Genomic DNA, 20,849 nt, shown 5'->3' with positions numbered 1-20,849 from the left:
CCCCGAGACTTGCGAGGACTTGAGATGACCACCGCCGCGCCCATTCTGCTCACACCCGGCCCCCTGACCACGTCCGTGCGTACGCGTCAGGCCATGCTGGTGGATTGGGGTTCATGGGACCAGCGATTCAACCAACTCACCGCCAGCGTCTGCGAGCAGTTGCTGGCGATTCTCAACGCTGCCGACAGCCACCACTGCGTGCCCCTGCAAGGCAGCGGCACCTTTGCCGTCGAAGCCGCCATCGGCACTCTGGTGCCGCGCAATGGCAAGGTGCTGGTGTTGATCAACGGCGCCTACGGCAAGCGCCTGGCGAAGATCTGCGAAGTGCTCGGCCGCGATTTCAGCACCTTTGAAACCGCCGAGGATGAACCGACCACAGCGGCCGATGTGGACCGTCTGCTGCCCGCCGACCCGGCCATTACCCACGTGGCGCTGATCCACTGCGAGACCAGCACCGGCATTCTCAACCCGCTGCCGCAGATCGCCGAGGTGGTGAAAAGCCACGGCAAGCGCTTGATCATCGACGCCATGAGTTCCTTCGGTGCGTTGCCAATTGACGCTCGCGAAGTGCCGTTCGACGCGCTGATCGCCGCCTCGGGCAAATGCCTGGAAGGCGTGCCGGGCATGGGTTTCGTGTTTGCCGACAAACAGTCGCTGGCCGCCGCCCAAGGCAACTGCCACTCCCTGGCGATGGACCTGTTCGACCAGCACCGCTACATGGCCAAGACCGGGCAATGGCGCTTCACCCCGCCAACGCACGTGGTCGCCGCCCTGCACGAAGCGCTGCTGCAATACCACGAAGAGGGCGGCCTGCCTGCGCGTCACCAACGCTACGCACGCAACTGTCAGGCGCTGCTGGATGGCATGGCCGAAGTGGGCCTGCGCAGCTTCCTGCCGCCAGCGATCCAGGCGCCGATCATCGTCACCTTTCATGCGCCAAAGGACCCGCGTTACCAGTTCAAGGACTTCTACGAGCGGGTCAAGGCCAAGGGTTTCATCCTTTACCCCGGCAAATTGACTCAAGTGGAAACCTTCCGCGTGGGCTGTATCGGCCACGTCGATGCGGCCGGCATGCGCTCAGCGGTCAAGGCGATCGCGCAGGTGCTGCAAGAAATGGAAGTGCTGGACGTCTGATTGCCCCATTACCCACAGGATTTGAACCATGAACTATCAAAACCCCAACACCCTCCAGGCCGTTATCCTCGATTGGGCCGGCACCGTGGTCGACTTCGGCTCGTTCGCCCCCACGCAAATCTTTGTCGAAGCCTTCGCCAAGTTCGATGTGCAAGTCTCCATCGAAGAGGCCCGTGGCCCGATGGGCATGGGCAAGTGGGACCACATCCGCACCCTTTGCGACCAGCCGCAGGTCGCCGAGCGTTACCGCAAGGCGTTCGGCCGTACGCCGACGGATGATGACGTGACCGCCATCTACCAGCGCTTCATGCCGTTGCAGATCGAGAAAATCGCCGAACACTCGGCGCTGATTCCCGGCGCCCTCGACACCATCGCCCGGCTGCGCGTGCAAGGCATCAAGATCGGTTCCTGCTCCGGCTACCCCAAGCAAGTCATGGACAAGGTCATCGCCCTGGCCGCCACCAATGGCTATTTCGCCGATCACGTGGTCGCCACCGACGAAGTCCCCAACGGCCGCCCATGGCCGGCCCAGGCACTGGCCAACGTGATCGCGCTGGGCATCGATGATGTGGCGGCTTGCGTAAAGGTCGATGACACCGTGCCGGGCATCCTCGAAGGCCGTCGCGCGGGCATGTGGACCGTCGCTCTTACCTGCTCGGGCAATGCGCTGGGCCTGACCTACGAGCAATTTCGTAACCTGGACGCCGCCACCCTGAACAGCGAGCGCAAACGCATCGAGAAACTCTTCGAAGGCGCGCGCCCGCACTACCTGATCGACACTATCAACGACCTGCCTGCAGTGATCACCGATATCAATCAGCGCCTGGCACGCGGTGAAATGCCGCAAAGCCACTGATTGAGGTCAAAACAACGGCATTTACGCCAGGCAAAGCGCTCAAAACCGGCATACAGTTAAAGGACTCCGTCACCAAGAACGGAGGTTTGCCCTGATGAGTGAGGAACACAGCGATGCCGTGGAAAAACTCCGATACACGCTACAGCACCATGTCGATTGCGCTGCACTGGTTGATGGTGGTGCTACTGGCGGTGGTTTACGCCTGCATAGAGTTACGCGGCCAGTTTCCCAAAGGCAGTGGCGCGCGTACGTTGATCGTCGAAATGCACTTCATGTTTGGCCTCACCGTGTTCGTGCTGGTGTGGCTGCGCTTGTTCGCGCGCAGCCTGGGCGTTGCGCCGAAAATCGTGCCGGCACCCCCGCAATGGCAAAGCCTGTTGGCCACGCTGATGCACGTTGCGCTGTATGCGTTGATGATCGGCATGCCGATAGCCGGCTGGCTGATTGTCAGTGCCGAGGGGCATTCGGTGATGTTCTATGGCATTGAGCTGCCGCCGTTGATCGCTGAAAACAAGGCTCTGGCCAAAGAGATTGAGCACTGGCATGTGCTGTTCGGCAAGGTCGGCTACTGGCTGATCGGGCTGCATGCATTGGCCGGGATCATTCACCACTACATCCTGCGCGACAACACGGCGCTGCGGATGATGCCCGGTCGAGTCAAAACCGGCGGCTAAGCCTCTACGCAAACCCACGGCGACCTTGCAGGCCGCCGGTATGCACGAAGATCAGACGAGTGCCGGGAGGAAAACGCCCGGCCTCGATCTGCTGCTTCAGCGCCAGCAAGGCCTTGGCGGTGTAAAGCGGCTCCAGCGGCACACCACTGGCCTGTTCCGTGGCGTACATGAATTCAAGCAATAACGGATCGACCTTGGCGAAACCGCCTCGGCTTGCGTCCATCAATTCATACCCTTGCTGCACGATAGCCTGCACGTTTTGAGCGACGCCGTGGTCGTCCGGCACCGCCATTGCGCCATAGACCGTGCGCGCGCCCGCCTCGGCCAACGTCAACCCGGCCAGGGTCGTACCGGTGCCCGCCGCCAACCACCACGCGTCATAGTCGGCCCAGCCCAGGGCGTTCAATTGCGCGCGCACTTGCTCGACCAATACCGCGCACCCCAAGGCACCGGCGATTCCACCGCCGCCTTCCGGCACGGGGTAAAGTTGCGGGTATTGTGCGTGCCACGGCAACCAGAAATCCGCCGCATGCCGCGCGCGATAGCCGCGGTAACCGAGCCAATGCAGCTGCATGCCGAAGGCTTTCAGGTCGAGCACAGTGGGTGTGTCTTGCGGATCGCCGCGCAACAGGCCTACGGTCGGGAAACCGAAGCGTTTGCCGGCCGCCGCCAGCGCGTGCAGGTGGTTGGAGTGCGCGCCGCCGAGGCTGATGACTCCGCGGGCTCCGGCCGCCTGGGCATCGGCCAGGTGCTGGGTGAGCTTGAACCACTTGTTGCCGCTGATCAGCGGGTCGATGCGGTCCAGGCGCAGCACGGCCACCTCGACGCCGTTCAGCCAATCCAGCTGCAACAGTTCAAGGGGCGCGTGGGGAAGCCAGTCGAAAGGGCCCATCGGGAGGCATCTGAATAGAAAAAGGGGCGGTAGTCTAACACCGCCCCTTTTTTCGTCTTACAGCTCGGCAGCGAGGCGCGAGCCCTGGTTGATGGCGCGCTTGGCATCCAGCTCGGCCGCCACGTCGGCGCCGCCGATCAGGTGCACGTTCTGGCCTGCGGCGACCAGGCCGTCCTGCAGCTCGCGCAGCGGGTCTTGCCCGGCGCAGATGACGATGTTGTCCACCGCCAGCAGCTGCGGCTCGCCTTCGGCGCCGATGCGGATATGCAGACCCTGGTCATCGATGCTCAGGTATTCGACGCTGTTGAGCATCTGCACCTGTTTGTTCTTCAGGCCTGTGCGATGGATCCAGCCGGTGGTCTTGCCCAGGCCGTCGCCGACCTTGGAGGTTTTGCGTTGCAGCAGGAACACTTCACGCGCCGGCGCATGCGGCGCCGGCTTGATGCCGGCCACGCCGCCACGGGCTTGCAGCTGCGTGTCGATGCCCCACTCTTTCCAGAACGCTTCGCGGTCCAGGCTGGTGGACACGCCGGCGTGCACCAGAAATTCAGAGACGTCAAAGCCGATCCCGCCAGCGCCGATCACCGCCACGCGCTTGCCCACCGGCTTGCGCTCAAGAATCACGTCCAGGTAACTCAGCACCTTGGCGTTGTCGATACCCGGGATGGCCGGGGTGCGCGGCGCAATGCCGGTGGCGAGGATAATCTCGTCATACCCGCCCGCCGCCAGTTGCGCGACATCCACACGGGTGTTGAGGCACACCTCGACGTGGGTGGTCTGCAATTTGCGCTTGAAGTAGCGCAGGGTTTCAAAGAACTCCTCTTTGCCCGGCACGCGCTTGGCGATATTGAACTGGCCGCCGATTTCGCTGGCGGAATCGAACAAGGTCACTTGGTGGCCGCGCTCCGCCGCCACGGTAGCCGCTGCCAGGCCTGCAGGACCGGCGCCGACCACGGCGATTTTCTTGATCTGCTTGACCGGCAGGTAGTTCAGCTCGGTTTCGTAGCAGGCGCGCGGGTTGACCAGGCAGGTGGTCAGCTTGCCGCCAAAGGTGTGGTCCAGGCAGGCCTGGTTGCAGCCGATGCAGGTGTTGATTTCATCGGCGCGGCCGGCAGCCGCCTTGTTGACGAACTCCGGGTCAGCCAAAAATGGCCGCGCCATCGAGACCATGTCGGCATCGCCTTCGGCGAGGATCTGCTCGGCAATGTCCGGCGTATTGATACGGTTGGTGGTGATCAGCGGAATCTGCACCGCACCGCGCAGCTTGGCGGTGACTTTGCTAAACGCGCCACGCGGCACTTTGGTGGCGATGGTCGGGATGCGCGCTTCGTGCCAGCCGATACCGGTGTTGATAAGGGTCGCACCGGCCTGCTCGATGGCCTTGGCCAACTGCACGATTTCTTCCCAGCTGCTGCCGCCTTCGACCAGGTCGAGCATCGACAGGCGGAAGATAATAATGAAGTTCGGGCCCACGGCTTCACGCACGCGGCGCACGATGTCCACCGCCAGGCGCATGCGGTTTTCGTAGCTGCCACCCCAACGGTCGGTGCGGTGGTTGGTGTGGGCGGCCAGGAACTGGTTAATGAAGTAGCCTTCGGAACCCATGATTTCCACGCCGTCGTATTCGGCGACCTGGGCCAGCAGCGAGCAAGTGACGAAATCCTGGATCTGCTTTTCGATGCCTTCTTCGTCCAGTTCCTTGGGCTTGAACGGGTTGATCGGCGCCTGGATCGCGCTCGGTGCGACTTGCTTGGGGCTGTAGGCATACCGCCCGGCGTGGAGGATCTGCATGCAGATCTTGCCGCCCGCTTCGTGCACGGCCTGGGTCACGATTTTGTGCTTCTGCGCTTCCTCGTCAGTGGTCAGCTTGGCCGCACCGGCATACACGCCGCCCTCATCGTTCGGGCCAATCCCGCCGGTGACCATCAAGCCGACACCGCCACGGGCGCGCTCGGCAAAGTAGGCGGCCATGCGCTCGAAACCACCTGGCTTTTCTTCAAGGCCTGTGTGCATCGAGCCCATCAGGGTGCGATTGCGCAAGGTGGTAAAACCCAGGTCCAACGGGGCCAGCAGGTGCGGGTAGGCAGCAGCGGTCATGGTACAGCTCCACAACGGATCATCACGGGACGTGGCAGGCTCGAATGGCCTGCCATCGGTTTATGCCCCACAGACTAAGAGGCGATGGACTGCCGCTCAATGACTGAAACTGACAAGTTATTGATCCAAATGCACAGCGCCCCTTGGCAAGCAGGTGCCTGAGCCCTACCCTAGTCGGCGAACCCTGCACACGGTCTGTTGTCTGTTGCCCCATGCGTAAACTTCTAGCGTTCACCCTCGTCATGGCCCTGGTTGCCGCCGTCGCCGCGTATCTGGTCTGGACCCAGGAGCGCCCTGTGGCGCATTACCTGTCGGACCTGCGCATTTCCCTGGCCGTCAATGAAGGCGAGCCTGCCGATCGTGGCAACTTGCTGGGCATTCAGCCGGAGTTGTTCCCCGCCGATTACCAGAGCCTGGAACGCCTGCACCTGAAGCTCGCGGCGTACCTGCAAAAGGCCCGTGATCAGGGGCTGATCAATCAAAAGACCATCGTGGTCCTGCCCGAACATATCGGCACCTGGCTGATGCTCAGCGGCGAAAAAAACGAGTTGTACCAAGCGGTCCATTTAAAAGACGCGATGAACTGGCTGTCGGCCAGCAACCCTCTGCAGTTTGCGCGCGCATGGATCAGCGCCACCGGCGATAACCGCATGGATGACGCCTACCTGCGTATGAAAGCCTCCGCCATGGCGCGCGACTATCAGCTGTTGTTCGGCGGCCTGGCCAAAGAGTTTGGCGTCACGCTGGTGGCCGGCTCCATCACCCTGCCCAACCCGAGTGTCGAACAAGGCCAACTGCATGTCGGCCATGGTCCGCTGTACAACGCCAGCCTGGTGTTCGGTGCCGACGGTTTGCCAGTGGGCCAGCCACAGCGCCAGTTCTACCCCATCTACGATGAGCGCGGTTTCATCCAACCGGGCGATGAAAATATCGTCAACGTGGTCGACACCCCGGCCGGGCGCCTGGGCATCCTGATCGGCAGCGACAGCTGGTACCCGGACAACTACCGCAAACTCAACGAGCAAGGCGCGCAGTTGGTCGCCGTGCCGGCATTTGTGACTGGCCGCGACACATGGGATCGCCCATGGCGCGGGTTTAAAAGTGTGTCGACGCCACCCGAAATCAGCCTCAAGCCCGAGGAACTCAGCGAAGGCGAAGCCTGGCACCGTCTGACTCTGATCAGCCAACAGCCGATCAGCCAGGCAAGCGCCGGCATGAGCGTGTTCCTGCGTGGACAGTTCTGGGACTTGGGCACTGCCGGGCACAGCTTTCTCAGCAGCAACGGGCGAGTCAACGCCGACAGCGGCGCCCGTGGCGCACGTCTGCTGAACATCTGGTTGTAGCGCCTTGAAGCCGGTGCGCCTCGGGGATCTGTCGGTGGGCTTCGTGCACACCCTGGCGGACGCCATTCAAAGCCACGGCCTGGACCCGCAACCGCTGCTGCTGCAATACGGCCTGGACGCCGCGCGCCTCGCCGAAGCCGGTGCGCGTCTGTCGATCCCGCGTTACATGCGCCTGGGCCATGCGGCCATCCAACTGACCGGCGACCCGGGCCTGGGCTTGCGCATGGGCCAGCTCAGCCGCCTGAGTCAGGCGGGCCTGGCAGGCGTCACCGCCGCGCAAGCGCCCAACGTGCGTGAAGCCGCGCGCACATTGACGCGGTTCGAGGCGCTGTACGGCTCCAACTATCGCGGGCAGTCGAGTTTTCACGAAGATGCCGAAGGGGCGTGGCTGCGGTTCTATTCCATCAGCCCCTACAACGCCTACAACCGCTTTGTGGTGGATTCGATCATCGCCGGCTGGCTGCAGCAATTGTCCAGCCTGGCCCAACAACCGGTGCAGGCGCAGCGCATCGACATCGAATTTGAAGCGCCCCCCTATTGTGACCAGTACGCCATGCTGGGAGACGGCCCGGTGCATTTTGGCGCCGACGCCAATCAACTGCGCCTGAGCCAGCAAACCCTGGCGATGCGCAACCCGCAGCATTGCCCCAGTACCTGGCAGCTGTTGTTAAAGTTGTGTGAAGCAGAGCTGGAGCAGTTGACGCGCACCCGCAGCCTGCGCGAGCGCATTACCCGTTTGCTGGGGCCGATGCTCAATGGCGGCCGGGAACCCGACCTGGAAGAAGTGGCGGCACGCTTGAAGCTGCCCACCTGGACCCTGCGCCGCAAACTGGCTGAAGAAGGCACACAGTTTCGCGCGATTCTCAACGACACCCGTCGCGATCTGGCCATGACCTACATTCGTGACACGGAACTGGCGTTCGGCGAAATCGCCTACTTGCTCGGTTTTGCTTCGGCCCAAGCCTTTCAACGGGCGTTCAGGCGGTGGAACAACCAGACTCCAGGGGAATTTCGCCGCAGTCAGCGGCATTCCGCCTGAAGTCGGTATTACAGCTCGGTGGCGTCATCGACCGGATCCAGCGGATCCAATTCAAACGCGTGGTACTCCAGCAGTTCTTCTTGGTAATCGTCCATGATGGACTCCTTGTGGGTTTAAAGCGGCTGCCAATAAATGACCCGCACAGCCAGCCTAAAGTGCCGTGATGACGAAAAAATGTCTGCGCCATGACGTTCCTGCACATCCTGATTAAACGTAGCAGCGCAGGGTTGATTTAGCGCTCGACATTTGACGTGCGATTGCAATCATTGCAAATGCAACCAGATTTCCATTAGGGTACGAACCTCTGTTGCCTGGAGCTTCAACCCATGCCCGCCTCTACCGCTAACGCCGCGCAGCTGTGTATTGACGCACTGAACGCCGCCGAACCATCGCGCAGTTCGCCGCTGTACACGGTGATGACCATGGCCGATACCCTCGAATTCAGCCGGCACGCCTGGGTGATTCGCGGCCAGTCACGCAGCCGGCGTGTGGGTAGCTGGCCCAGCTGGTTCGCGCGTAATACCGGCGAAAAACCACTGCTGTACCTGCACAGCGCAGCGTCGTCGGCGCAGCTGTGTGCGTTGTCGGATGAGACCGCGCAGCGCGGCATCCTGTGCAACGACATCGAGAACCAGCCTTCGCCCTGGCCCAAGGGCGCGCAACCCTCCCTGCCGCTGTGGCTGGCAAACCACCCGCGTTGCACACCGTATGATCCGGCCTCGGGTGAGGAAGCCCGCGCGATTGTGCTGGCGGGTTTGCGCGCGCTGTATGTGGACGGCAAGCCGGGCTTTTATTACCTGGCGCTGCATGACCAAGAGACCGCCGTGACGTTGGATGCGCAAGACCGTGAAGATGCGCTCAAGGGCATGTACCCGATCCAACGTCGCCAAGGGGATGTGCGATTGCTCGGTGCAGGTCGGGCGCTGGTGGAAGCCACTCATGCTGCACAGTTGCTTGAACAGGACTGGAGCATCACGGCGCAGCTGTGGAGCTGCCCCAGCTACACGCGACTGGCCCGCGAGGCTGCGGCCGCTGCGCGCTGGAATCGGCTGCACCCCATGGCGCCCCGGCAGAGCTGCCATTTGCGTGATTGCCTGGCCGGGGATACCACGCCGGTCATCGCCGTCACCGGTTATCCGCAGCCGATTGTCGATCAATTGGCGCCGTATGTTGACGCGCGTTTTGTGGCCTTGGGCGCAGGCTCGGTGCAGGCCGCTGCGCCGAGTCGTTTCTGGATCGTGGTGTGTGCGTTGAGGGCGTTGGCGGATGAAGGGCGTATCGACGCACAACAGGTGGAAATAGCGATGAAACGCTATCCACTTAAATGAATGGGAAACGCGATAAAAAATGTGAGGGCGGGCAAGCCCGCTTCCACATTGGATCTGCACCGTGTCTCAGGTCTTGCGTCGGTTACGGGTTTGCACACCCGCCTCCACCGCCAACCCCGCCGTACGCTCCAGGGTGTCGGCAAACAACTGGCGCTGCTCCGGCTCGATTTGCGACAGGAACAACTCGTCGACGGTGCTTTCGTAGATCGTCCACATTTTTTTGCGCAACACCCGACCCGCGTCGGTGATCGAGGCAAACGCCGCTCGGCCGTCGCCGTCTGAACGCGAACGCACCACCAGGCCGTCCTTCTCCAGACGGTCCACCAGGCGCGTCAGGTTGTAGCGCTCGATCGCCAGCACATCGGCCAGTTCGTGCATACGGCGAGTGCCCTCGGGGCCGCTTTCCAGGCCCCACAGCGCGTCATACCAGGCGTACGGCGGCAGGCCCGCCTCAGCCAGCCGACGCTCGATTTCACGGATGACCGTCCTGTGGGCCCTGACAAAACGGAACCATACATCAGGCTCATTCGACGACATGCAACACCATCCGGGGAATTTCAAGAAGGTTGCAATAGTAGCTCATCCCGCGCTAGATTCAGGCATGTCGTTGCAATTGCAACTAAATTGGCGCCACTCCCACGAGGAGCTCGCTGCTTCAAATCCGCCTACCCTGGAGCTTCACATGACCCCCAATAACGCTGTAAGACTGGACGACGATCCACAGGAAACCCGCGAGTGGCTGGAGTCCATCGAATCGGTGCTGTCCACCGAAGGCCGCCCGCGCGCCCATTACCTGATAGATCAGTTGCTGGATTTCGACGTAGCGCGCCATGGTGACTTCTACGGGCGGGTGACCACGCCCTACGTCAACACCATTCCCGTCGACCGCCAGTTGCCCTACCCCGGCAACCTGGCCATCGAGCGTCGCACCAATGCGTTTATCCGCTGGAACGCCATGGCCATGGTGTTGCGCGCGGGCAAACATTCCGGTGTGGGTGGGCATATCGCGACTTATGCGTCAGCTGCTGTGCTGTACGACGTAGGTTTTGACCACTTCTTCCGTGGGCGTACCGACACGTTCGATGGCGATCTGGTGTACATCCAGGGCCACTCTTCTCCTGGCATCTATGGCCGCGCGTATCTGGAGGGGCGCATCAGCGAAGCGCAGTTGGATAACTTCCGCCGCGAGGCCGGTGGCGAAGGTTTATCGTCCTACCCGCACCCGCGCTTGATGCCGGACTTCTGGCAATTCCCCACCGTGTCCATGGGGCTGGGGCCGATCACTGCGGCTTACCAGGCGCGATTCATGCGTTACCTGGAATTTCGCAACCTCAAGCAACACCAGGGCCGCAAGGTCTGGGCCTTCCTCGGTGATGGCGAAATGGACCAGCCGGAATCCCTCGCCGCCATCTCCCTGGCCGGCCGCGAGAAACTCGACAATCTGATCTTCGTGGTCAACTGCAACCTGCAACGCCTGGATGGCCCGGTGCGCGGCAATGCCAAAGTGATTCAGGAATTCGAAAGCCTGTACCGCGCCGCCGGTTGGAATGTGATCAAAGTGATCTGGGGCGGTGGCTGGGATGCGCTGCTGGAAAAGGATCAGAGCGGCCTGCTGCGCCAGCGCATGATGGAATGCGTGGACGGCGATTATCAGAATTACAAATCGCAGAACGGTGCCTATGTGCGCGAGCATTTCTTCGGTAAATACCCCGAGTTGCTGGCACTGGTTGCGGACATGTCCGACGACGAAATCTGGAAACTCTCACGCGGTGGCCACGACCCGGACAAGGTCTACAACGCCTATGCAGCCGCCGTGCGCCACCAGGGCCAACCGACGGTGATCCTGGCCAAAACCGTCAAGGGCTTCGGCATGGGTGAAGCCGGCGAAGGCCAGAACATCAACCACCAGCTGAAGAAAATGGGCGCCGAGGCGGTAAAAGCCTTCCGCGACCGCTTCGGCCTGGAAGTGGCGGATGACCAGCTCGACGACATCCCCTACCTCAAGCCCGCTGCCGACAGCGAAGAAGCCCGCTACTTCGCCGCACGTCGCCAGGCCTTGGGCGGCTATGTGCCCGCGCGCCACAGTGCCATCGAGTCATTGCAAATCCCCGAACTGAGCGCATTTGCGACCCAACTCAAAGACACGGGCGAGCGCGCCATTTCCACCACCATGGCCTTTGTGCGCATCCTTGGCACGCTGCTCAAGGACCCGCACCTGGGCAAGCTGATCGTGCCAATCGTGCCGGATGAATCGCGCACCTTCGGCATGGAAAGCCTGTTCCGTCAGATCGGCATCCATTCAGCGGTGGGTCAGCTTTACACCCCACAGGATGCCGGGCAACTGAGCTACTACAAGGAGAGCAAGGACGGACAGATTATGCAGGAAGGCCTGAACGAATCCGGCGCCATTTCCTCGTGGATCGCAGCCAGTACGTCCTACAGCAACCACGGCCTGATGACCGTGCCGTTCTACATTTTCTATTCGATGTTCGGTTTCCAGCGCGTCGGCGACCTGGCCTGGGCGGCGGGCGATGCGCGGGCGCGTGGGTTTCTGCTGGGGGCCACGGCGGGGCGCACCACGTTGATGGGCGAAGGCTTGCAGCATGACGACGGCCACAGCCATATCCTGTCGTCGGTGATCCCGTGCTGCGTGTCGTATGACCCGACGTTTGCCTACGAGCTGGCGGTGATCATTCGCGAAGGTATGCGGCGCATGTACGTCGAGCAAGAGGACATTTACTACTACATCACCCTGCTCAACGAGAACTACCCACACCCGGCCATGCCCGATGGCGTGGAGCACGGGATTCTCAAGGGCATGTATCCACTGAGCAGCCACCCGCAAGCGCAGGTGCAATTGATGGGCAGCGGGTCAATTTTGCGCGAAGTGATCGCCGCGGCCGACTTGCTCGAAACGGACTTCGCCGTGCACAGCAACGTGTGGAGCGTCACCAGCCTGACCGAGCTGCGCCGTGACGGGCACGCGGCGCAGCGCTGGAACCTGCTGCACCCGGAAAGCGAGCCACGCGCGAGTTACGTTGAGGAATGCCTCGCCGGGCAAGCCGGGCCGGTGGTGGTGGCCACGGACTACATGAAATTATTCGCCGATCAGGTTCGCCCCTTCGTCCACGGCCGTCGCTTTGTAGCGCTGGGCACCGATGGGTTCGGGCAATCGGACACCCGCGAAACCTTGCGTGAGTTTTTCGAAGTGGACCGGCACTTTATCGTGCTGGCGGCCTTGAAGGCACTGGCCGATGATGGCGTGCTCGGCCGGGACACCATCACTCAGGCCATCAGCCGCTACGGGATCAACGTCGACAAGGCGGATCCCGTAGCAGTCTGAGTTACTGCGCGGGCGTGGGCAGCGGCGGAATCGCCTCTGTTGGCGCCGGCAGGCTCGGATTGGTCGGCGCCGGCGCCGGCTCGCTTGCCGGGGTTGGGGCTGGCTCTTCCTTGGGTGCAATCGGTGCCGTCTCGGCAGGCGGCGTCACCGTTTGCGAAGCAGCTGGCGCTGCCGGTTCTTCCTTCGGTGCCTCGACCTTCTCGGCTACCGGCGCCGCCTTGGGTTCCGGCACACCGAGGTCAGCCTTGGGCTTCTCGGGAATATGCTCGGCCTTCTTCACTTCCTGCGGCAGGAATACATCCACCAGCGCGAAATAACGGTCGTAGAACTTGGGCGCCGAGACCGTCTCGCTCGCCACCTTGACCATCGAGTCATCGGTGGAGCCGATCGGCATCGACACCGAGCCCAACACACCCACACCGAGGCTTGCGGAATTGTTGACCTTCTTCAGCGCATAGCGATCCTGCAAGGCGTTGGCAAACATCGTCGAGTGGTTATTGCCCTTGCCGTCATCGGCACACACCACGTTGAAGCTGATCTGCAGGTGCGTCTCGCCGGTCTGCTGAAAGCTCTTGTTACCCACGACCAGCTTAGGATCGCTGCTGGTGATGATGTAGCCCTGGCTCAGCAGGGCACGCCGCGCCGCTTCGCAGGCCGCCACATCGCTGACCGGGTAATCACGGGAGAATGTACCGGAGTCGTCGAAATTCTCATGTTCATAAATAGCGGTCTTGGGTGACGAGCAGCCCGCGGCGCCCGCCAGCACCAGCGCCAACCCGAGGCTACGCAAGTGAAATGATGTCGACATCGAAAATCCTGAGGAAAACAGTCCGGGCGGTATTGTGCAACAGAACGGGGTCCTGGCGCGCGCATTCCTGTCGGTAAAACGTCACAGGCCTACAGGACGGTGCCTGCAGGAAAAAGCCCGGCGCCCATATGGTCGATAAACACACGCAGTTTGGCTGAAGCATGGCGACTTGCTGGCCATAACATCCAGAAGCTGCCGCGGTGCTCGAGAAAGTCATCCAGCACCCGCTGCAAATGCCCTTGCTGCACCGCATCCCTGACCATGTAATCAGGCAGGCAAGCGATGCCCAAGCCTTCGTGCACCACATGGTTGAGCGATTCAATGGTCGTGCTGACCAACGGTGTGCGCAAAACAGGTTCTGCAGCGCCTGGCACAGGACGCAATGGCCATGGTTCCAATTTGCCGGTGGCGCAGAATTTGTGGCGCAGGCAAGCGTGGCCGCTCAAGTCCCGGGGCTGCTGCGGGGTGCCATGTTGCTCGAAATAGGCTGGCGTCCCCACCAGCACCAGACGGTAATGCCCCAGATGACGCGCCATCAAGCGCGAATCTTCCGGCCGGCCTGTACGAATCACCGCGTCGAAGCCTTCTTCGATCACATCCACCATGCGGTCGGAAAAATCCACATCCAGTTCGATGTCCGGGTACGCGCGCATGAAATCGCTGAGCACCGGCATCAACAGCCCACGCACCTGCGGCACGCTGATCCGCAACTTGCCGCGCGGCGTGAGGGTGGCCTCGGTCAGCTCCTGCTCCGCGGCCTCGACTTCGGCGAGAATCCGTCGCGAACGCTCGAGAAACAACGCCCCCTCGCTGGTCAAGGTGATGCTGCGCGTACTGCGGTGAAACAGGCGCACACCCAGGCGCTCCTCGGTGCGTGCGATGCTTTTGCCCACCGCCGAGGAAGACACGCCAAGCACGCGGCCAGCGGCGGTGAAGCTGCGGGTTTCCGCGACATGCACGAATACCGAGAGACTGCTCAGGCTGTCCATGGGCTTACCTACCAATTGCGGACGTAGGTGTCCGATAAGTTCGGAACCTTAGCCTGTTTTTCCGCAGCTCACAGCCCCCTACCCTGCTTCCTGGCCTTTTTCCATGGATAGCGTGCGATGAGCAACAGCCCTGCAATAACCGATTCGGCCCCCGCCAACCAACGTCAGGCCCTGCCACTGGGTGGCTTGCTGGCGTTGGCTTCGGCCGGGTTTATCACCATTCTCACCGAGGCAATGCCCGCCGGGCTCCTGCCGCAGATGAGCGACGGCCTGGGCGTCTCGCCGGCACTGGTGGGCCAGTTGGTCACCCTGTATGCCCTCGGCTCATTGCTCGCAGCCATTCCTCTCACGCTGCTGACCCGAGGCTGGCGCCGACGGCCATTGCTGCTGATTGCGATCGGCGGCTTTGCCTTGGTCAACAGCGTGACAGCGTTTTCCAGCCATTACGGGGTGACCTTGGTGGCACGTTTCTTCGCCGGTGTTTTCGCCGGGCTGCTCTGGGCGCTGCTGGCGGGATATGCCAGCCGCATGGTTGCGCCGCACCTGCAAGGGCGGGCGATTGCCGTGGCGATGCTCGGCGCGCCCTTGGCCTTGTCTCTGGGTGTGCCGGCGGGCACGTTCCTGGGCACCACCGTTGGCTGGCGCTTGAGTTTCGCAATCATGACCGGGCTGACGCTGTTGCTGCTGATTTGGGCGCGCTGGCAGCTGCCGGATTTTGCAGGCGAACCTGCGGGAAAACGTCTGGGGCTGCGCCAGGTCCTGAATTTGCCAGGCATTCGTCCGGTGCTGTGGGTGACCTTTACCTACGTGCTGGCCCACAACATTCTCTATACCTACGTGGCGCCCCTGCTGGGGCCCGCCGGAATCGCCGCCGAGATTGATCGTGTGCTGCTGGTATTTGGCCTTGCCGCGCTGCTGAGCATCTGGTTGGCGGGCGTACTGATTGATCGATGGTTGCGGGTGTTGCTCGTGGCCAGCTGTGCGCTGTTTGGCTTGATCGCCCTGGCGCTGGCGTTCTGGATCGAGTCGCCAGTGGTTGTCTACGGCGCCGTGGCGTTATGGGGCCTGGCGTTCGGCGGCCTGCCAGCGTTGCTGCAAACCGCACTGGCCAAGGCGGCCGGTGCATCGGCGGATGCAGCGCAGTCGATGCTGGTCACTGTATGGAACCTTGGCATTGCCGGCGGCGGGTTGGTCGGTGGCGTATTACTTCAAGGCTGGGGCGTCGGCACCTTCGCGTGGGCGGTTGTGCTGCTGATGCTATTGGCTGTGATCGCCAGCCTGAAGAGCAGCCAATAAAAAGCCCCCGGTCCTTTCAGAGCGGGGGCTTTTTACTTCAAACCGACATCAGAATTTCTTGATGTCAGCCTTGGTTTCCAACTGCTTGCGGTAGGCAGCAAAGTCTTGCTGGCCGATACGGGAAGCGAGGAAGCGGCGGTATTGCGCCTTTTCTTCGTCCGTAGGCGCAGCGGCTTCGTTGACGCCGTTCAAGCGCACGATCACCAGGCTACCGTCCGCCAGGGTCACGGTAGTGAAGGTCGGCTTGTCCTTGCTTGCAGGCTTGGGCATGCGGAACAGGGCTTGCAGCACGGCCGGGTCGATCGCTTCCTGGCTACGGGTAGCCGCTTCAGTGACTTTCCAGGCCTGGCCGTCGATCGGCTGGTTCAGCGCAGTTTTGCCATCACGCAGGCTGGCGATCAACTCGTCAGCATGAGCCTTGGCAGCCGCGCTGGCGCGCTCCTTGGTCATCTGCGCACGGATAGCGGCAGAGACGCTTTCCAGTGGCAATTGCGTAGGCTTCAGATGCTCTTTGGCCCGCAGCACAATGATGGTTTCCGGGTCCAGCTCAATGGCGGTGCTGTTGGCACCTTCATCCAGCACTTCCGGGCTGAATGCAGCAGTGACCACGGCACGGTTGGCGGCAACACCTTCGCCACCTTCACGGCCAAACGGCGCCGAGGTGTGCACGGTGAGCTTCAGGTCAGACGCCGGCTGAGCCAGGTCGGAGGCTTCGAATGCCGCATCTTCCAATTGCTTGGTAGCCTCGACAAAACGTTGCTCAACCTGCTGAGTTTTGAGCTCGCGCGTCAGCTTGTCTTTCAGGCTGGCGAACGACGGCACTTGCGGTGCTTCAACGCCCAACAGCTTGATCAGGTGCCAACCGAAGGTGGTGCGTACCGGCGCTGACACCTGGTCCTTGTTCAAGGCGTACAGGGCAGTTTCGAAGTCCGGATCGTAGACGCCAGGACCCGCGAAGCCGAGGTCACCGCCATTGGCGGCCGAACCTGGGTCCTGGGAGAACTCCTTGGCCAGGGCGTCAAACTTCTCACCCTTGGCCAGGCGTGCCTGGATTTCTTCGATCTTGGCCTTGGCTTGCGCGTCGGTTGTCTTGTCGTTGACTTCAATCAGGATGTGCGCGGCACGACGCTGTTCAGCGAGGTTGGCGGTTTCTTTCTGATAGGCAGCCTGCAGCTCATCGTCCTTGACAGTGACCTGGTCGAAGAACGAAGACTTCTTCAATTCCAGATAGTCGATAACCACCTGGTCCGGGGTCATGAACTCTTTGGCGTGCTGGTCGTAGTAAGCCTTGACCTCATCGTCGGTGAGCTTCACCGCCGTAGGGTCGGCCTTGATGTTGACGGTGGCGAAGTCGCGGGTCTGTTTTTCCAGACGGGCGAATGCCAGCACTTCAGCGTCGGTGACAAAGCCGCTGCCGGCAAGACCTGCGCGAACCTGGCCGATCAGCATTTCCTGGGTCAGCATCTGACGGAATTGCAGACGGCTGTAGCCCAGTTGACGGATCACCTGGTCAAAGCGTTCGGCGTTGAACTGGCCGTCCACCTGGAATTCCGGCGTCTGCAGGATCACTTGGTCAAGCGCCGCTTCAGAGAAGCCGAACTTGGAATCGGCAGCACCTTGCAGCAGCAGTTTGCGATCGATCAGCCCCTTGAGGGCCGCATCGCGCAGCAGTTTTTCGTCCAGCAGGGAAGCATCGAAATCCTTGCCCAGCTGTTGCATCAGCTGGCGACGTTGCATGTCGACGGCCTGGCTCAATTCGGTTTGGGTGATCTCTTCACCGTTGACCTTGGCCACGTCCTGCTTGTTGTTGGTCGAAGCCTGGAAAATGGCCTCGATACCGGTGAACGCCATCAATGCGACGATGATCCCGATAATGGTCTTGGCAATCCAGCCTTGTGAATTGTCCCTGATATTTTGCAGCATGCGTCCCCCAGAAACGGTTGATCTTCAAAAATTAGGCAACCGTGGAGCGTGGGTAGAGTCCGGATAGAAGAAAGGCGCATCCGAGGATGCGCCTTCTCGTAACTGGCGGAGCGGACGGGGGTTTGAACCAACACCCCAAGCCCTGGCGACCCGATGGATACTTGGGTCAGCTGCCGCTCCGCTGCCAGGCCAGACCTGCGTCTGACCCGGGTAGGTAAGGCTTGAGCGAAGCTTAGTTAACGGCTTCTTTCAGGGCTTTACCGGCTTTGAAACCTGGTTTCTTGGCAGCAGCGATTTGCAGTGCTTTGCCAGTCTGTGGGTTACGGCCAGTGCGAGCTGGGCGGTCGGTCACAGAAAAAGTACCGAAGCCTACCAGTACTACAGAGTCGCCGGCCTTCAGAGCGCCAGTGACGGATTCGATTACTGCGTCCAGCGCACGGCCAGCAGCAGCTTTCGGGATATCAGCGGATGCGGCGATAGCATCAATCAGTTCCGACTTGTTCACTCTAAGTCCCCTTATATATCTATTGAGTATGATTCTAAGTTTTTTGGTGAAAGCAAAAACCAGTGCTGAATGGCCTACAGACACTTAAGAGCCGCTTTATAACAAGGGCTCTAAAAAGCTGTCAAGGAAGCCACCCGGCTTAATCGCATTAATGCGTGCTAATTCTTTCCTTGGAATCAGACTCGCGTTTTTCATCCTTCGAGACTATCTCCGGAGCCACATCCGGCAAGGGCTCCGGCGCGTATTGCAGCGCAATTTGCAGGACCTCGTCAATCCATTTAACCGGTTTAATCTGAAGATCCTGCTTGATATTGTCTGGAATTTCCTTCAAGTCGCGAACATTCTCTTCAGGAATGATCACCGTCTTGATACCACCCCGGTGTGCAGCGAGCAATTTCTCTTTCAGACCACCAATGGCCAATACCTGGCCACGCAGGGTAATTTCCCCTGTCATTGCCACATCGGCTCGCACAGGTATGCCGGTCAATGCCGATACCAGTGCCGTGCACATGCCTACGCCAGCGCTAGGACCGTCTTTGGGCGTCGCCCCTTCCGGCATGTGGATGTGGGTGTCGTGCTTCTCGTGGAAGTCCAGGGGAATCCCCAGGCTCTTGGCGCGGCTGCGCACCACGGTCTGCGCGGCAGTGATGGATTCGACCATCACATCACCCAGCGAACCGGTCTTGATCAACTGGCCTTTGCCCGGAATCACAGCGGCTTCGATGGTCAGCAATTCGCCACCCACCTGAGTCCACGCCAGACCGGTCACCTGCCCTACCTGGTCTTGCTGCTCGGCCAGGCCGTAACGGAATTTCTTCACGCCCAGGAAGTGTTCAAGGGAGTCGGCGACAACCTTCACAGAGAAGCGTTTTTCCAGCGCGTGTTCTTTGACCGCCTTGCGGCAAATCTTCGCAATCTGACGCTCAAGGCCGCGTACACCCGCCTCGCGCGTGTAATAACGCACGATGTCGCGAATCGCTTCGACCTCAAACTCGATCTCGCCTTTTTTCAAGCCGTTGGCTGAAATCTGTTTAGGCGCGAGGTATTTGACGGCGATGTTGATCTTCTCGTCTTCGGTGTAACCCGGCAGACGAATCACCTCCATCCGGTCCAACAGCGCTGGCGGAATATTCATGGAGTTGGAGGTGCACAGGAACATTACATCGGACAGGTCGTAGTCGACTTCCAGGTAATGGTCGTTGAAATTGTGGTTCTGCTCGGGGTCGAGCACTTCGAGCAATGCAGAGGCTGGATCGCCGCGCATGTCGCTGCCCATTTTGTCGATTTCATCGAGCAGGAACAGCGGGTTGCGCACGCCCACCTTTGTCATCTTTTGAATCAATCTTCCTGGCATCGAACCGATGTAAGTACGGCGATGGCCACGAATTTCCGCTTCATCACGCACACCACCGAGGGCCATGCGCACGAATTTGCGGTTGGTAGCGTTGGCGATGGACTCAGCCAGGGACGTTTTACCGACCCCCGGAGGCCCCACCAGGCACAACACCGGACCACGAATTTTCTTCACGCGCTTTTGCACGGCGAGGTATTCGAGGATGCGTTCTTTGACCTCTTCGAGGCCGTAGTGGTCGGCGTCGAGGATGTCTTCAGCGCGCGCCAGGTCCAGACGCACTTTGGTCTGAGCCTTCCACGGCACCTGCACCAGCCAGTCGATGTAGGAACGCACCACGGTGGCTTCGGCAGACATTGGCGACATTTGCTTGAGCTTGTTCAGCTCAGCAGTGGCCTTGGTCAACGCGTCTTTTGGCAGGCCGGCAGCATCGATGCGCTTTTTCAGCTCTTCGATTTCGTTGTGGCCGTCCTCGCTGTCGCCGAGTTCTTTCTGAATGGCCTTCATCTGCTCATTCAGGTAGTACTCGCGCTGGCTGCGCTCCATTTGTTTTTTCACGCGACCGCGAATGCGTTTCTCAACCTGCAGCAGGTCGATCTCGCCATCCAGCAGCGCCAGTACGTGCTCGACACGAGCCGGCAAGTCGATAATTTCGAGGATGTCTTGCTTCTGCTCGATTTTCAGCGCCATGTGCGCGGCCATGGTATCGACCAGGCGGCTTGGCTCATCAATGCTGTTGAGAGAGGACAGGACTTCAGCCGGGACTTTTTTGCCCAACTGCACATACTGCTCGAACTGCGAGAGCAGGCTGCGCACAAACACTTCGGATTCACGCTCAGGGGCTTCGACTTCGTCGATCAGCGCCACTTCGGCGCGCAGGTGGCCGTCCACCTCCATGAAACGCTCGACCGCGCCACGTTGCTCACCTTCCACCAGCACCTTGACGGTGCCATCGGGCAGCTTGAGCAATTGCAGGACGGTAGCAACGGTACCGACGCGATACAGGGCGTCTTCGCCTGGATCATCATCAGCAGGATTTTTCTGGGCCAACAGCAGGATCTGCTTGTCGCCCGTCATCGCGGCCTCGAGGGCTTCGATAGACTTCTCGCGCCCCACGAACAGCGGGATAACCATGTGCGGATAGACGACGACATCACGCAACGGCAGGAGAGGCAATTCGATGGTTGTCTTCATGATTTCGCCTCTATGACAGTTGAAAAGTAAGCTTGAAAACAAGATGGGGGCTGCATGCAAAAAAAACAAGCTCAATG

General features: G+C 60.9%; 16 protein-coding genes. 8 read left to right on the top strand and 8 right to left on the bottom strand.

The genetic code is table 11. From position 1 onward, the window contains the following. Positions 1 to 24 precede the first annotated feature (24 nt). The 3 genes from L8K08_RS18915 (at position 25) to L8K08_RS18905 (ending at position 2,664) form a co-directional block, all read left to right on the top strand. Positions 25 to 1,134: a 2-aminoethylphosphonate--pyruvate transaminase gene (locus L8K08_RS18915; protein ID WP_242199340.1), complete on the top strand. Its 1,110-nt coding sequence runs from the start codon at positions 25 to 27 to the stop codon at positions 1,132 to 1,134. A 28-nt stretch (positions 1,135 to 1,162) separates the two neighbouring features. Further along, positions 1,163 to 1,990: a phosphonoacetaldehyde hydrolase gene (gene phnX / locus L8K08_RS18910; protein WP_242199338.1), complete on the top strand. Its 828-nt coding sequence runs from the start codon at positions 1,163 to 1,165 to the stop codon at positions 1,988 to 1,990. A gap of 113 nt (positions 1,991 to 2,103) precedes the next feature. Then, positions 2,104 to 2,664, top strand: a complete 561-nt coding sequence (locus tag L8K08_RS18905; RefSeq protein ID WP_242199336.1) for a cytochrome b — start codon at positions 2,104 to 2,106, stop codon at positions 2,662 to 2,664. 4 nt (positions 2,665 to 2,668) lie between these two features. Here L8K08_RS18905 and L8K08_RS18900 read toward each other — a convergent pair whose 3' ends face one another. Next, entirely contained in the window at positions 2,669 to 3,556 is an 888-nt protein-coding gene (locus L8K08_RS18900; RefSeq protein WP_242199335.1) for a pyridoxal-phosphate dependent enzyme, read from the bottom strand. Between the two features lie 57 nt (positions 3,557 to 3,613). Beyond that, positions 3,614 to 5,653 (bottom strand): NADPH-dependent 2,4-dienoyl-CoA reductase, encoded by a 2,040-nt coding sequence (locus L8K08_RS18895; protein ID WP_242199334.1) that lies wholly within the window; start codon positions 5,651 to 5,653, stop codon positions 3,614 to 3,616. Positions 5,654 to 5,865: 212 nt separating this feature from the next. On the opposite strand from L8K08_RS18895, the gene L8K08_RS18890 reads away from it, so the two are divergent. From L8K08_RS18890 to L8K08_RS18880, 3 genes are all read left to right on the top strand, one after another. Further along, positions 5,866 to 6,996 (top strand): carbon-nitrogen hydrolase family protein, encoded by a 1,131-nt coding sequence (locus tag L8K08_RS18890; RefSeq protein ID WP_242199333.1) that lies wholly within the window; start codon positions 5,866 to 5,868, stop codon positions 6,994 to 6,996. 4 nt (positions 6,997 to 7,000) lie between these two features. Beyond that, positions 7,001 to 8,035 (top strand): AraC family transcriptional regulator, encoded by a 1,035-nt coding sequence (locus tag L8K08_RS18885; RefSeq protein WP_145163941.1) that lies wholly within the window; start codon positions 7,001 to 7,003, stop codon positions 8,033 to 8,035. Positions 8,036 to 8,361: 326 nt separating this feature from the next. After that, positions 8,362 to 9,363, top strand: a complete 1,002-nt coding sequence (locus L8K08_RS18880; protein ID WP_242199331.1) for a pyruvate dehydrogenase — start codon at positions 8,362 to 8,364, stop codon at positions 9,361 to 9,363. Positions 9,364 to 9,429: 66 nt separating this feature from the next. Here the strand turns inward: L8K08_RS18880 and L8K08_RS18875 are convergent, their stop codons facing one another. After that, a complete protein-coding gene (locus L8K08_RS18875; RefSeq protein WP_242199329.1) occupies positions 9,430 to 9,900 on the bottom strand; it encodes a MarR family transcriptional regulator in 471 nt (156 codons plus the stop codon). Positions 9,901 to 10,045: 145 nt separating this feature from the next. Between L8K08_RS18875 and aceE the strand changes: the two genes are divergently transcribed. Next, entirely contained in the window at positions 10,046 to 12,706 is a 2,661-nt protein-coding gene (gene aceE, locus L8K08_RS18870; RefSeq protein ID WP_242199327.1) for a pyruvate dehydrogenase (acetyl-transferring), homodimeric type, read from the top strand. Between the two features lies 1 nt (position 12,707). On the opposite strand, the gene L8K08_RS18865 is transcribed toward aceE, so the two are convergent. Continuing rightward, entirely contained in the window at positions 12,708 to 13,514 is an 807-nt protein-coding gene (locus L8K08_RS18865; protein ID WP_106578841.1) for a DUF2242 domain-containing protein, read from the bottom strand. Positions 13,515 to 13,603: 89 nt separating this feature from the next. After that, entirely contained in the window at positions 13,604 to 14,503 is a 900-nt protein-coding gene (locus L8K08_RS18860; protein ID WP_145163933.1) for a LysR family transcriptional regulator, read from the bottom strand. Positions 14,504 to 14,620: 117 nt separating this feature from the next. On the opposite strand from L8K08_RS18860, the gene L8K08_RS18855 reads away from it, so the two are divergent. Continuing rightward, positions 14,621 to 15,799: an MFS transporter gene (locus tag L8K08_RS18855; protein ID WP_242199326.1), complete on the top strand. Its 1,179-nt coding sequence runs from the start codon at positions 14,621 to 14,623 to the stop codon at positions 15,797 to 15,799. A 48-nt stretch (positions 15,800 to 15,847) separates the two neighbouring features. On the opposite strand, the gene L8K08_RS18850 is transcribed toward L8K08_RS18855, so the two are convergent. The 3 genes from L8K08_RS18850 to lon all read right to left on the bottom strand — a co-directional run bounded on the left by L8K08_RS18850 (position 15,848) and on the right by lon (position 20,772). Continuing rightward, the gene (locus L8K08_RS18850) at positions 15,848 to 17,722 is read right to left on the bottom strand and encodes a SurA N-terminal domain-containing protein (protein ID WP_145163929.1); all 1,875 of its coding nucleotides are present in this window, start codon (positions 17,720 to 17,722) and stop codon (positions 15,848 to 15,850) included. Positions 17,723 to 17,954: 232 nt separating this feature from the next. Then, a complete protein-coding gene (locus L8K08_RS18845) occupies positions 17,955 to 18,227 on the bottom strand; it encodes an HU family DNA-binding protein (RefSeq protein ID WP_003174819.1) in 273 nt (90 codons plus the stop codon). 148 nt (positions 18,228 to 18,375) lie between these two features. After that, positions 18,376 to 20,772 (bottom strand): endopeptidase La, encoded by a 2,397-nt coding sequence (lon, locus tag L8K08_RS18840; RefSeq protein WP_119739770.1) that lies wholly within the window; start codon positions 20,770 to 20,772, stop codon positions 18,376 to 18,378. Positions 20,773 to 20,849: the final 77 nt, after the last annotated feature.

This window comes from Pseudomonas sp. TREG-RG-20F-10-E-6-01 (assembly GCF_022662455.1).
Lineage (GTDB): Bacteria > Pseudomonadota > Gammaproteobacteria > Pseudomonadales > Pseudomonadaceae > Aquipseudomonas.
This window is presented reverse-complemented; position numbering and strand designations above follow the sequence as displayed.